Raw genomic sequence first — 13,591 nt, 5'->3', positions numbered from 1 at the left:
CCAGGTCCCGCAGCGGATGCCGGGCCAGCACCTCCTCCACCTCCGGCGTCAGCGCACCGGCGAGCCGCGCGGCCGCCGGGCGGCTCTCGTCCCGCAGGGCGTCCACGGCGGCCAGGACCACGTCCCGCAGGCCCGTCTCCTCGGGTATGCCGTCGGCCGCGCGCTCGTACAGGCGTGCGCCCTCCTCCAGGACGACGTCCGTGTCCAGGCCGGCCGGGATCTTGATCTGCGCGTGGTGGCGCCAGGTTCCGATCGGGTCGCCCCAGGCCTCCACGGTGAACGTCCACAGGCCGGGCTCCCCGGCGGTGACCGTGGCGCCCCACCGGTCCGTGCCGGGGGCCAGCTCCCGCATCGGCGTCCACGGCCCGGGACGGCCCTCGGGGTCCTTCAGGACGGCGTTGGCGGCGACCGCGTCGTGCCCCTCCCGGAACACGGTCGCCGAGATCTCGAAGGTCTCGCCGGTCACGGCCTTGGCCGGCCGGCGTCCCTGCTGGACGACCGGGCGGACGTCGAGCACGGGTATGCGCCCGACGGCGGTCGCCTCGCCCGCGGGGGGTGGTTGCGGGGCCGGTGGACCGGCGTCGGCCGGGCGCGCGGGACGTTCCTCGCCGCCGGGCGCGCGCGCCCCGGTGCGGCGGGTCGGGGGTGGTGACGAATGGTGCTTGGCGGGCATGACCGCTCCTGTCCGCGTCAACGTGGGTGGGCGGATGTCTATGGGGAGGTGGGTCCTGCGTGGTGCTCCTGAGAGGGGTACCCGCAGGAGCCTTCCCACCCTATTCGGGTGGGCAATCCGGCACTTTGTTAACTACTCAGGGGTATGTCGACACACAAGACCGGCCTCGTCCGCGAGGGACGAGGCCGGCCCTTGTGTGTGGCTGCTCCTTCGCCCTACGGGTGCGGCACCCGCAGTAACTTGTCCGGCGAACCGATACCCCTGCCGGAGATTTTCCCGGTCGCCGCTCCCGCCGTCAGAGCCCTCCCGACCTGGGACGGAGTCGCTTTCGGATGGTCGGCCAGATACAGCGCGGCCGCGCCCGCCGCGTGCGGAGAGGCCATCGAGGTGCCCGAGAACGTGGCCCGCGCGGTGTCGCTCGCGGCGGCCGCGGAGGTGATGCCGACGCCCGGGGCGAAGAGATCGAGGGCCGGACCGTGGTTGGAGAAGGCCGGTTTTGTATCCCCGCGGTCGGTGGCGCCGACCGTGATCGCCTGTTTGACGCCTGCCGGGGAGTAGAGCCCGGCCGGCCTGCCGTCGTTGCCCGCCGCGACCGTGTAGGTGACGCCGGAGGCGATGGAGGCGCGGACGGCGGCGTCCAGCCGTTCGTTGCGCGGGCCGCCCAGACTGAGGTTGGCCACCGCGGGTTTCCTCGCGTGCCGGGTCACCCAGTCGATCCCGGCGATCACCCGGGCCGTGGTGCCCGCGCCCGCGGCGTCGAGGACGCGCACGGAGACGATCCGGGCCCGGCCGGCGACGCCGTGGGTCTTCCCGGCGACCGTGCCGGCGATGTGCGTGCCATGGCCGTTGGCGTCCGCCGCGACCTTGTCGTTCCCCACGAAGTCCCAGCCGTGGCTCGCCCGGCCCCCGAAGTCCCGGTGGGTGGTCCGGACGCCGGTGTCGATCACGTACACCGTCACCCCGGCACCCGCTGACTCGGGCCAGGTGTAGCTCCGGTCCAGGGGCAGACTCGGCTGGTCGACGCGGTCCAGTCCCCAGGACGCCGGGTTCCGCCGCGTGCCGTCCAGCCGCACGCGGGTGTCCTGGACGACCGAGGCGACCCGCGGATCGGCGGCGAGCCGTGCGGCCTGTCTCGCGTTCGCCCTGATCGCGTAGCCGTTCAGGACCGTGCCGTAGGTGTGGCTGATGTCCACCCCGTACGTCTCGGCCAGGCCCTTTCCGGCCCCCGACGGCGCCCTCGTGCCCTCCTTCAGTGTCACCAGATAACTGCCGTGCACGGTGCCGGGTCCTCCGGCGCCGAGTATCCGCCCCTCCGGTACGGCGTGCGCGGGCAGGGTGATGGCCGAAAAAGCCGCGGCGCAGACCGCCGCGGCCAGGCCCCCCGTCCAGCGCGGGCGCCGTGTGCGCGTCCGTGCCATGGTCCGAGTTCCCCTCCTCGACTCGGCGTACGGCTGCCGCGCGGCGCCGCGTGCGGCGGGCGCGGGCCGGTACGCCAGGGGCAGCCTCTCGTGGCCCGTGAAACACCACAAGGACGCCTATGGGGGTGGAATCGGCCATATCTGTTGATGGTGCTGTTCAGGCCGATCGGGGGTGCGACGGCGGAGCCTCAGCGGCGGCGGCGCATCCGCCGGTACTGTCGTAGGAGACGTCGATGAAGCCCTGTGTCTAAGCCCTGCGTCAACCAGCGAACGCGCCGAGGTGGAACCCGTGAAGGCGATCCGTCGATTCACCGTCCGACCCGTTCTCCCCGACCCCCTCCGGCCGCTCAGCGATCTGGCCCGCAATCTGCGGTGGTCGTGGCACGCGGAGACCCGTGATCTGTTCCAGTCCGTCGACCCCGAGCGCTGGGCCGCCTCCGGGTGCGACCCGGTCCGGCTGCTGGGCAGCGTGCCGCCCGCGCGGCTCGCGGACCTGGCCGAGGACCGCCGGTTCCTGCGCCGCCTCGCCGCGGTCGCGGGCGATCTGCACGACTACATGACCGGCGACCGCTGGTACCAGGCCCAGCCCGAGGAACTTCCCGCCGCGGTCGCCTACTTCTCACCCGAGTTCGGCGTCACGGCCGCCCTGCCGCAGTACTCCGGCGGCCTCGGCATCCTGGCCGGCGACCATCTGAAGGCGGCCAGCGACCTGGGCGTCCCGCTGATCGGCGTCGGGCTGCTCTACCGGCACGGCTACTTCCGCCAGACCCTCTCCCGGGACGGCTGGCAGCAGGAGCACTACCCCGTCCTCGACCCGAACGAGCTGCCCCTGGTCCTCCTCGAGGAGCCCGACGGCACCCCCGCCCAGGTCGCCCTCGCCCTGCCCGGGGAGAAGCAGCTGCGCGCCCGGATCTGGCTCGCGCAGGTCGGCCGCGTCCCGCTGCTGATGCTGGACTCGGACGTCGAGGAGAACGACCTCGGCGAGCGCGGCGTGACCGACCGGCTCTACGGCGGCGGCAGCGAGCACCGGCTGCTGCAGGAGATGCTGCTGGGGATAGGAGGTGTGCGGGCGGTCCGGACGTACTGCCGGCTGACCGGGCACCCCGCGCCGGAGGTGTTCCACACCAACGAGGGGCACGCCGGGTTCCTCGGCCTGGAGCGGATCGCCGAACTCTGCGCGGCGGGCTCGGACTTCGACGCGGCGCTGGAGGCGGTCCGCTCCGGGACCGTCTTCACCACCCACACCCCCGTCCCGGCCGGGATCGACCGCTTCGACCGCGAGCTGGTCGCCCGCCACTTCGGCCCCGACGCGGAGCTGCCCCGCATCGACGTCGGGCGCGTCCTCAAGCTCGGCATGGAGACCTATCCCGGCGGGGAGCCCAACCTGTTCAACATGGCCGTGATGGGCCTGCGCCTGGCCCAGCGCGCCAACGGGGTGTCCCTGCTGCACGGCAACGTCAGCCGTGAGATGTTCTCCGGCCTGTGGCCCGGCTTCGACGCCGAAGAGGTCCCGATCACGTCCGTCACCAACGGGGTGCACGCGCCCACCTGGGTCGCCCCGGAGGTGTTCCGGCTCGGCGCCCGGCAGATCGGTGCCCAGCGCGCCGAGGACGCGCTGACCGTCGGCGGCTCGGACCGCTGGGACGCGGTGGCGGACATCGCCGACCAGGAGATCTGGGAGCTGCGGCGGGGCCTGCGCGAGCAGCTCGTGACCGAGGTGCGGGAGCGGCTGCGGGCGTCCTGGCGGCAGCGCGGGGCCGGTACGGCCGAGCTGGGCTGGATCGACGGAGTGCTCGACCCGGACGTCCTGACCATCGGCTTCGCCCGGCGCGTCCCGTCGTACAAGCGTCTGACGTTGATGCTGCGCGATCGCGACCGGCTGATGGACCTGCTGCTGCACTCCGAGCGGCCGGTCCAGATCGTCGTGGCGGGCAAGGCGCACCCCGCGGACGACGGCGGGAAGCGGCTGGTGCAGGAGCTGGTGCGGTTCGCGGACGATCCGCGGGTGCGGCACCGGCTCGTGTTCCTGCCCGACTACGGCATGGCCATGGCGCAGAAGCTGTACCCGGGCTGCGACATCTGGCTGAACAATCCGCTCCGGCCGCTGGAGGCCTGCGGCACGTCCGGCATGAAGGCCGCGCTCAACGGTTGTCTCAATCTGTCCGTCCTCGACGGATGGTGGGACGAGTGGTTCCAGCCGGACTTCGGCTGGGCCATCCCCACGGCCGACGGTGTCGGGACCGATCCGGACCGGCGCGACGACATAGAGGCCGCGGCGCTGTACGACCTGCTCGAGCAGCGGGTGACGCCCCGCTTCTACGAGCGCGGCCGCAGCGGGCTGCCCGACCGCTGGATCGAGATGGTCCGCCAGACCCTGAGCCTGCTCGGGCCGAAGGTGCTGGCCGGGCGCATGGTCCGGGAGTACGTCGAGCGTCTCTACACGCCGGCGGCCCTCGCGCATCGCTCGATGGGGCCGGATCCTGCGCGTGAGCTCGCCGAGTGGAAAGGGAAGGTGCGGGCCGCCTGGCCGGGCGTGACGGTCGACCATGTGGAGACGTCGGTGTCGGAGGCGCTGGCGGAGCTCGGTACGACGCTGGGGGTGCGGGTGCGGGTGGGGCTCGGGGATCTCGGGCCTGATGATGTCGAGGTTCAGGTGGTGTCGGGGCGGGTGGACGAGGAGGACCGGATCGGGGATGCGGCGGTTGTCTCCCTGAAGCCGGTCGGGTCCCCCGGGGTGGACGGGCGGTGGGTGTACGAAGGGGCCTTGTCCCTGGATCGCACCGGGCCGTTCGGGTACACGGTGCGGATCCTGCCCGCGCATCGGCTGTTGGCTTCGAGCGCGGAGTTGGGATTGGTTGCCGGGCCCTCTGAGGAGCTTGTCGCGGCTGCGGGGTTGCTGATGCGGTGAGTTCGCCGTCTGCGGGCGCGTGGGGGCTTGTCGCGCAGTTCCCCGCGCCCCTAAGTACCGTCACCACCCTGCGTTGCAATGTTCCGTAGGACCGCGCCGCACCTGCGGGCATACGCGTGCTGCAAGCCCCTGGTCGCCAGGCCGCCCGCCCTCGCGTACCACTTCGCTGCCCTGCTGAAGGCATTGACCGTCAGCCAGACCGTGCCGTCTCCCGTGCGGTCGACCACGAAGGACTCCTCGCCGCACTCCGGGTGGCCGGTCAGGGTGCCGTAGGCCCAGCCGGTGCGGCGGGGTTCCTCCAGGGTCCACACCACGCGGCAGGGGGCCTTGATCATGCCGGCGAGGGTGACGGTGACGTCGACGCCGGGGGCGGCCCGTTCCGCGCTCGCGTCGACGCCGACGCCCATGGCCCGGTGCATCTCCCAGGTGAGCACCGCCTCCGAGGCCCGTCGGAAGACCTCCTCACCCTCCCCGAGGCGGGTGCGCACGTTCATGGGGTGGAATCCCGGCGGGCAGTAGTGCTCCTCGCGGGTGGCGCCGACATCGGCGTACGTGAAGTCCTCCGAAGACATGGTCCCCAAGAGTAGGGCGGTACCCGGAGCCGCTGTCGCTCCGGGTACCGCCCGTGGGTCGTGCTTCGGTCAGCCGACGTTGACCGCGGACCAGACGGCCGCGACCGTCTTGTACTCGGTGCTGCTCGCGCCGTAGAGGTCCTTGGCCGCGTTCAGGGTCGCCGTGCGGGCGGCCGCGTACTTGGTCGTCGACGTCATGTACGTCGTCAGCGCCTTGTACCAGATCTGCAGCGCCTTGGTGCGGCCGATGCCGGTGACCGTGGAGCCGTTGGAGGTGGGCGAGTTGTAGGTCACGCCGTTGATGGTCTTCGAGCCGCTGCCCTCGGACAGCAGGTAGAAGAAGTGGTTGGCGGGACCGGAGGAGTAGTGGACGTCCACGCCGCCGAGGCTGGAGGACCAGGCGTCCTTGGACGAGCCGTCCTTGCTGGGCTTGTCCATGTAGCGCAGCGGGCTGCCGTCGCCGTTGATGTCGATCTCCTCGCCGATGAGGTAGTCGCCGACGTCGGAGGAGTTGTTCGCGTAGAACTCGGCGCCCGCGCCGAAGATGTCGCTGGTGGCCTCGTTGAGGCCGCCGGACTCGCCGCTGTAGTTGAGGCCGGCGGTGGCCGAGGTCAGACCGTGGCTCATCTCGTGGGCGGCCACGTCGAGCGAGGTCAGCGGGTTGGTGTTGCCCTCGCCGTCGCCGTAGGTCATGCAGAAGCAGCTGTCCGACCAGAAGGCGTTGACGTAGGCGTTGCCGTAGTGGACGCGGGAGTAGGCGGCCTTGCCGTCGTTGCGGATGCCGCTGCGGCCGAAGGCGCTCTTGTAGAAGTCCCAGGTCACCTGGGCGCCGTAGTGCGCGTCGGCGGCGGCCGTCTCCAGGTTGGAGGGGTCGCCGGTGCCCCAGACGTCGTCCGCGCCGGAGAAGAGGGTGCCGGTGCCGGAGGTGCCGCGGTTGAGGTTGTACGTCTTGTGGCCGCCGCGGGTGCCGTCCGTCAGGTTGTACGTCGACCCGGACTTGGTGGTCGTGAGGTCGACCTTGCCGCTGTACGTGGTGTTGCCGGTGCCGGTCTCGATGGCCTGGTGCTCGTAGAGCTTCTTGCCGGTGGCGGCGTCGGTGATGACATGCAGCTCGTTCGGCGTGCCGTCCTCCTGGAGGCCGCCGACGACGGTCTCGTAGGCGAGGGTGGGCTTGCCGTCGGCCGCCCAGATCACCTTGCGGGGAGCGGAGTTGGCCTCGGTCTTCTCCGAGCCGGCCGCCTTGGCGAGCGTCACGGCCTGCTTCTCGGCCTTGGCCGCGGTGACCGCCGGCTTGAGGGAGGCGACCTTGAGCGCGGCCTTCGTCGCTCTGGTCACGCCCTTGGTCGCGCCGGACTTCGACTCGTGCACGACGAGGTCGCCGCCGAGGACCGGCAGGCCCGCGTAGGTGCGCTCGTAGCGCGTGTGGACCGTGCCGTCGGCGTCCTTCACGACGTCCTTGACGACCAGCTTCTCCTGATCGCCGAGGCCTATCTCGTCGGCGGTCTTCGGCGCGTCCGCCTGCTGCTCCTTGACCAGGGCCGTGCGGGCGGGCGCGGAGAGCAGGACCGGGGCGGCGGCGAGGGCCGGCTCGGAGGAGGAGTCGGCGGCGACGCTGCTGCCGGAGGTCAGACCGGTGGTGAGCAGGGCGCCGGCGGCGACGGCGGTGGCGATGGCCAGCGTGGTGCGCTTGTGACGCGCGTAGAGGGGGGTCACACGAGCTCCTTGATGTGGGGGAACTGCTGGGGTGCTGTGCGGCGGGTGGGGGAAGAGTGGCACCAAGGGCGCGTACATGTCAGGAGTAACGCGTGATGTTGGCCGGAAATCGACGACAGCCTGACGGTTCCGGGCATGAGAAGCGGGCGCCGTCCCGGGGGAGTCGAACCCACCGGGGCGGCGCCCTGACTTGGGGAGCCGTTGCGGCCTACGGTCTACGCCTCACGGCGCTCACGGGAAGGTGAGCTTCCAGCTGTTGATGTAGCCGGTGTCGATGGCCGCGTTGTCCTGGACCCGCAACTGCCAGGTGCCGTTGGCGACCTCGGAGGAGGCGTTCACGGTGTAGGTCTCGTTGATGTTGTCCGCGCTGCCGCCGGTGCCGTAGCCCTTCAGCGTGTACGCCGTGCCGTCGGGGGCGACCAGATCCACCTTGAGGTCACCGATGTAGGTGTGGACGATGTCCACGGCGACCTGGAGGTTGGCGGGCGCGTTGCCCGTCCGGCCGGTGACGGTGACCGGCGACGTGACCGCCGCGCCCCGGTCCGGAATGGCCACGTCGGCGGCGTTCTCGAAGGACGTGCCGCCGCCTCCTCCGTCGCCGGGTCGGGTGCCGACGTTGATGCCCGCCCACGCGTGCTGGACGGCCTTGTACTCGGCGCTGTCGGCGCCGTAGAGCTCACCGGTCGCGGCGAGGGTGCCGGTGCGGGCGCCCGCGTAGTTGGTGGTCGAGGTGAACTTCGTGGTCAGGGCGCGGAACCAGATCTTCTCCGCCTTGTCCCGGCCGATGCCGGTGACCGGAAGCCCGTCCGAGGTGGCCGAGTTGTAGGTGACACCGTTGATGGTCTTGGTGCCGCTGCCCTCGCTCAGCAGGTAGAAGAAGTGGTTCGCCGGGCCCGAGGAGTAGTGCACGTCGATCGAGCCGATGCCGGAGTACCAGCTGTCCTTGGACGAGCCGTCCTTGCTCGGCTTGTCCATGTAGCGCAGCGGGGTCCCGTCGCCGTTGATGTTGATCTCCTCGCCGATGAGGTAGTCACCGACGTCGGAGGAGTTGTTCGCGTAGAACTCGACGGTCGCGCCGAAGATGTCGCTCGTCGCCTCGTTCAGACCGCCGGACTCGCCGCTGTAGTTGAGGCCCGCGGTGTTCGACGTCAGCCCGTGGGTCATCTCGTGGGCGGCCACGTCGATCGACGTCAGCGGGTTCGCGTTGCCCGAGCCGTCGCCGTACGTCATGCAGAAGCAGCTGTCCGACCAGAACGCGTTGACGTAGTTGTTGCCGTAGTGGACCCGGGAGTAGGCGCCCACACCGTCGCCGCGGATGCCGCTGCGGCCGTGCACGTTCTTGTAGTAGTCCCAGGTCAGCGCGGCACCGTAGTGGGCGTCGGCGCCGGCCGACTCCAGGTTGGAGGGGGCGCCGTTGCCCCACACGTCGTCGGGGCCGGAGAAGAGGGTGCCGGTGCCGGAGGTGCCGCGGTTGAGGTTGTACGTCTTGTGGCCGCCGCGGGCGCCGTCGGTGAGGTTGTACGTCGAGCCGGACTGGGTCGTGGTGAGGTCGACCGTGCCGCTGTAGACCGTGTTGCCGGTCCCGGTCTCGATGGCCTCCCACTCGAACAGCTTCTCGCCGGTGGTGGCGTCGGTGACCACGTGCAGTTCCTGCGGGGTGCCGTCGTGCTGGAAGCCGCCGACGACCGTCTCGTACGCCACGACCGGCTTGCCGCTCGCGGCCCAGATCACCTTGCGGGGCTCGCGGTTGATGTCCGGGCTCTTGGCCTCGTCGGCCTTCCCCGCGGCCAGGGCCTGCTGCCGGGCCTTCGCGGCGGACACCGCCGCCTTCGTCGTGGCCGGCTTGATCGCGGCGCGGGTGGCCTTCACGACGGCCGCGGTGGCGTCCGCCTTCGTGCTCTCCACGACCAGGTCGCCGCCGAGGACGGGCAGGCCCGCGTAGGTGCGCTCGTAGCGTGTGTGCACGGTGCCGTCGCGGTCCTTCAGGACGTCGCGGACGACCAGCTTCTCCTGGGCGCCGAGGCCCAGGTCCTTGGCGGTCTCGGCCTTGCCGGCGTTCGCCTCCCGGATCAGCGCGGCGCGCTGGGCGGGGGTGAGCCGTACCGATTCCGAGCCCGGCTTCGCCTTGCTCGCGGCCGCCGGAGCCCTGTTCTCCGGGGCCGCGGTGGCGGTGCCGGCCTGGACGGCGGTGGCGATCAGCGCGGCGACGCCGGCGAGGGCCACGGCCGCGGTACGGCGAGGGGTGTGGGGAGTGCGTCTGTGGGAGGTGCCTCTTCGCGAGGAACTGCTTCTCAACACTGACTCCTTCTGCATGGCCGGGGGTCGCCCGGCCTGGGGAGGTGGAGGTGTCGCAGTGGGGTTTCTGTGGAGCAGTCGTGGGAAGCGTGGCAGGGGAGTGCGCTTTCTGTCAGGACCGCGTCAAGACTATGGCCGGAAAAGGTTCGTTGACCGGAAGTTCATGTTCGCTATACGGACCCGTTCACAGCGCGAGAACCCCTAAGCCAGACTGTCCCTCCAGGCCCGGTGCAGATCCGCGAACCTGCCCGTGCCCGCGACGAGTTCGGCGGGTGTGCCGTCCTCGACGATCTTTCCCTGCTCCATCACCAAAACACGGTCCGCGATCTCGACGGTCGAGAGCCGGTGCGCGATGACCACCGCCGTGCGTCCCCTCAGCACCGTCGCCATCGCCCGCTGCACCGCGCGCTCGCCCGGAATGTCCAGCGAGCTGGTCGCCTCGTCGAGGATCAGCACCGCCGGGTCGGCCAGCAACGCCCGGGCGAACGCGACCAGTTGCCGCTGCCCGGCCGAGATACGGCCGCCCCGCTTGCGTACGTCGGTGTCGTAGCCGTCGGGCAGGGCGCTGATGAAGTCGTGCGCGCCGATCTCCTTCGCCGCCCGCTCCATCTCCGCACGGGTGGCGTCCGGGCGGCCGATCGCGATGTTCTCGGCGACCGTGCCGGAGAACAGGAACGACTCCTGCGTCACCATGACCACCCCGCGCCGCAGGTCGGGCCCGGCGAGGTCGCGCAGGTCCACGCCGTCCAGCAGCACCCGGCCCTCGGAGGGGTCGTAGAACCGGGCCAGCAGCTTGGCCAGGGTCGACTTTCCGGCGCCCGTGGAGCCGACGACCGCGACCGTCTGCCCGGCCGGGATCGTGAGGTCGAAGCGGGGCAGCACCTCGCCGCCGGTGCGGTAGCCGAAGCCGACGCCGTCGAAGACGACCTCGCGGCCCGGGTGCTCGCTCGCCAGGGGCGGGAGCGGCCGGGGGTCCGCCGGCTCGGCGACGGACGGGGCCTGGGCGAGCAGCCCGGCGATCTTCTCCAGCGAGGCCGCCGCCGACTGGTACGAGTTGAGGAACATCCCGAGCCGGTCGATCGGGTCGTACAGCCGCCGCAGGTACAGCACGGCCGCCGCCAGCACACCGAGGGCCAGGGTGCCGCCCGCGACCCGGTAGGCGCCCCACAGGACGATCGCCGCGACCGCCGTGTTGGCGACCAGCCGCGAGCCGGTGACGTAGCGGGCCATCTCCAGCAGCGCGTTGCCGTTGGTCCGCTCGTGCCGCTGGTTGAGCACGCCGAAGTCCGCGTCGTTGACGGCCTCGCGGCGGAAGGCGCGCACCGGCCGGATGCCGTTCATCGTCTCGACGAACTTCACGATGACGGCCGCGATGGCGGTGGACCGCGCCCGGTACACCCGCCCGGCGCGCCGCTGGTAAAGACGCACGAGGGCGTAGAGCGGCACCAGGGACGCCACCGCCACGCCGCCGAGGCCCAGGTCGAGCCAGAGCAGCATCGCCGAGATGTAGACGAAGGACAGGATGACCGTCACCAGTTCCTGCAGGCCCTCGTCGAGCAGTTCGCGCAGCGACTCCACGTCCGCCGTGGAGCGGGAGATGAGCCGGCCCGAGGTGTAGCGCTCGTGGAAGTCGACGCTCAGCGCCTGCGCGTGGCGGAAGATCCGGCCGCGCAGGTCGAGCAGCACGTCCTGGCTGACGCGGGCCGCGGCGGAGACGAACGCCCACTGCAGTCCGCCCGCGGCCAGGGCGCACGCCAGATAGCCGGCGCCCACCGCGATCAGCGGCCCGTGGTCCCCGGCCCGGAACGCCGGTACGGCACGGTCGATGGCGTACGCCACGAGCAGCGGGCCCGCCTGCACGACCGCCTGCTGGAGCAGCAGCAGGATCGTCGTGACCGTGACGCGGGCCTTCAGGGGCGCGAGGAGCGAGCGCAGCAGGGCGGCGGTGGCGCCCGGGGGAGTGGGCAGCAGGTCCTGGTCGAAGGGGTCGCCGGTGGCGGCGGGCCGGTCGTCGGGTTCGTCGCCGGGTTTCCTGTCGGCCGGTGTGCCGGTTGCCGCCGTCATCGCGCGCCCTCCTGTTCCCCTGAGGGTTCCCCTGACTGTTCTCCGGACATCAAGTGCGCGTACTCGGCGTTCGTGCGCAGCAGTTCGTGATGGGTGCCGACCGCGGCGATCCGGCCGCCGGACAGCAGCGCGACCCGGTCGGCGAGCAGCACCGTGGACGGGCGGTGCGCCACGATCAGGGCGGTCGTGTCCGCAAGGACGTGCCGCAGGGCGGCCTCCACGGCGGCCTCGGTGTGCACGTCCAGGGCCGACAGCGGGTCGTCCAGTACGAGGAACTCCGGCTGCCCGACGACAGCCCTGGCGAGCGCGAGCCGCTGCCGCTGCCCGCCGGAGAGGCTGAGGCCCTGCTCGCCGACCTGGGTGTCCGTGCCCTGCGGCAGGGCGTGCACGAAGTCGGCCTGGGCGACGGCGAGGGCGCGCTCCAGCTCCGCCGGCCCGGCCGTGCCGTCGGCCCCCATGAGAACGTTGTCGCCGACCGCGGCCGAGAAGAGCGTGGGCTCCTCGAAGGCGACGGCGACCTTGGCGCGCAGCGCGTCCCTCGACAACTCGGTGATGTCGACGCCGTCGAGGGTGATGCGGCCCGAGGTGACCTCGTAGAGACGCGGGACGAGTGCGGTGAGGGTGGTCTTGCCGCTGCCGGTGGAGCCGACCAGGGCCATGGACTCGCCGGGGCGGATGTGGAGGTCGATGTGCTGGAGGACGGGCGGGGAGCAGGGCGGGGCGTCGGGGTAGCGGAAGGTGACGCCGTGAAAGCGAAGTCCCCTGCTCTCAAGAGCTGTTGACCGGCCACCCGCAGCGGCGGGCCGACGGCCCCCGGCCTCCTCCACCTCCTCGTCCATCACCTCGAAGTACCGCTCGGTCGCCGTCGCCGCCTCCTGGCTCATGGCCAGCAGGAAACCGATCGACTCCACCGGCCACCGCAGGGCCAGCGCCGTCGACAGGAACGCCACCAGCGTCCCCGCCGACAAGCCCCCGTCGGCGACCTGTACGACCCCCACGACGAGCGCCGCCCCGATCGCCAGCTCGGGCAGCGTCACGATGACGCCCCAGATCGTCGCCAGCAGCCGCGCCTTGCGCAGCTCCGTGCCCCGCAGCTTCCCCGACAGGTCGCGAAACGCCCGCGCCTGGCTCCGGTGGCGTCCGAACCCCTTGATGATGCGGATGCCGAGCACGCTCTCCTCGACGACCGTGGTCAGGTCGCCGACCTGGTCCTGCGCGCGCCGCGCCACCTCGGCGTACCGCTTCTCGAAGATCACACAGGTCACCATCACGGGCACGGCGGGCCCGAGGATCACCAGCCCCAGCGTCCAGTCCTGGAGCAGCATGATGATCACGCCGATCACTATCGTCACCCCGTTGACCAGCAGGAACGTCAACGGGAAGGCGAGGAACATGCGGAGGAGGCTCAGGTCCGCGATCCCCCGCGACAGCAACTGCCCGGAGGCCCAGCGGTCGTGGAAGGACACCGGCAGCCGTTGCAGGTGCCGGTACAGATCCGCCCGCATCGACGCCTCGACGTGCGCCAGCGGCCGCGCCACCAGCCAGCGCCGCAGCCCGAACAGCAGGGCCTCCGCGAAGCCGAGCAGCAGCAGGCACAGCGCCCCGAGCCACACCCCGGCCGGGTCCCGGTCGGCGACCGGCCCGTCCACCATCCACTTCAGGACGAGCGGGATGACCAGGCCCGTACTGGAGGCGACTATCGCCACGAACGCGGCGCTGAACAGCCGTGCCCGCGCGGGCCGCACGTACGGCCACAGGCGCAGCAGCGTGCGCACGGCAGAACGATTCCGGGTGGGGGCAGATGTGGTGGCCATCAGCAGTGAGCCTACGGATCGCCACTGACACTGCCCACCGAGTTTTCTCCGAGTCCCGGTCCGTCCTTGGTCCTACGACCTGCGTCTTCGGGGGGTCGTACGGCCCGCATCCGCCGATCGGCTGATGCCCCTTC

Annotated in this window: 8 protein-coding genes; 1 reads left to right on the top strand and 7 read right to left on the bottom strand. The window is 71.5% G+C overall.

All coding sequences use genetic code 11. From position 1 onward, the window contains the following. Window positions 1-673 (bottom strand): maltotransferase domain-containing protein (locus tag ACWIF2_RS27095; protein ID WP_454363289.1); only part of this gene is annotated, 673 nt, incomplete at its 3' end. Window positions 674-888: 215 nt separating this feature from the next. Continuing rightward, window positions 889-2,091 (bottom strand): S8 family peptidase, encoded by a 1,203-nt coding sequence (locus tag ACWIF2_RS27090; RefSeq protein ID WP_454363287.1) that lies wholly within the window; start codon window positions 2,089-2,091, stop codon window positions 889-891. A 289-nt stretch (window positions 2,092-2,380) separates the two neighbouring features. Between ACWIF2_RS27090 and ACWIF2_RS27085 the strand changes: the two genes are divergently transcribed. After that, the gene (locus tag ACWIF2_RS27085; RefSeq protein WP_454363285.1) at window positions 2,381-4,999 is read left to right on the top strand and encodes a glycosyltransferase family 1 protein; all 2,619 of its coding nucleotides are present in this window, start codon (window positions 2,381-2,383) and stop codon (window positions 4,997-4,999) included. Window positions 5,000-5,049: 50 nt separating this feature from the next. Here ACWIF2_RS27085 and ACWIF2_RS27080 read toward each other — a convergent pair whose 3' ends face one another. From ACWIF2_RS27080 to ACWIF2_RS27060, 5 genes are all read right to left on the bottom strand, one after another. Beyond that, entirely contained in the window at window positions 5,050-5,571 is a 522-nt protein-coding gene (locus ACWIF2_RS27080; RefSeq protein ID WP_454363284.1) for a DUF1990 domain-containing protein, read from the bottom strand. 69 nt (window positions 5,572-5,640) lie between these two features. Then, a complete protein-coding gene (locus ACWIF2_RS27075; protein WP_454363283.1) occupies window positions 5,641-7,284 on the bottom strand; it encodes a M4 family metallopeptidase in 1,644 nt (547 codons plus the stop codon). Window positions 7,285-7,515: 231 nt separating this feature from the next. Next, window positions 7,516-9,597 carry a M4 family metallopeptidase gene (locus ACWIF2_RS27070; protein WP_454363282.1) on the bottom strand — a complete coding sequence of 694 codons (2,082 nt, stop codon included), beginning with the start codon at window positions 9,595-9,597 and terminating at the stop codon, window positions 7,516-7,518. A 183-nt stretch (window positions 9,598-9,780) separates the two neighbouring features. After that, window positions 9,781-11,643: an ABC transporter ATP-binding protein gene (locus ACWIF2_RS27065; RefSeq protein ID WP_454363281.1), complete on the bottom strand. Its 1,863-nt coding sequence runs from the start codon at window positions 11,641-11,643 to the stop codon at window positions 9,781-9,783. Beyond that, window positions 11,640-13,457 (bottom strand): ABC transporter ATP-binding protein, encoded by a 1,818-nt coding sequence (locus ACWIF2_RS27060; protein WP_454363280.1) that lies wholly within the window; start codon window positions 13,455-13,457, stop codon window positions 11,640-11,642. The genes ACWIF2_RS27065 and ACWIF2_RS27060 overlap by 4 nt, the downstream gene beginning before the upstream one ends. Window positions 13,458-13,591 lie beyond the last annotated feature (134 nt).

This window comes from Streptomyces sp. NPDC055506 (genome assembly GCF_053643595.1).
Note: the sequence above shows the minus strand (reverse complement) of the source record. Positions and strands in the feature narration are given on the sequence as shown.

Bases quoted from the DNA above. Each gene is read 5' to 3' on its own strand.
- ACWIF2_RS27065 (WP_454363281.1), bottom strand. From the start codon at position 11,643: ATGACGGCGGCAACCGGCACACCGGCCGACAGGAAACCCGGCGACGAA.
- ACWIF2_RS27060 (WP_454363280.1), bottom strand. From the start codon at position 13,457: ATGGCCACCACATCTGCCCCCACCCGGAATCGTTCTGCCGTGCGCACG.
- ACWIF2_RS27090 (WP_454363287.1), bottom strand. From the start codon at position 2,091: ATGGCACGGACGCGCACACGGCGCCCGCGCTGGACGGGGGGCCTGGCC.
- ACWIF2_RS27080 (WP_454363284.1), bottom strand. From the start codon at position 5,571: ATGTCTTCGGAGGACTTCACGTACGCCGATGTCGGCGCCACCCGCGAG.
- ACWIF2_RS27070 (WP_454363282.1), bottom strand. From the start codon at position 9,597: ATGCAGAAGGAGTCAGTGTTGAGAAGCAGTTCCTCGCGAAGAGGCACC.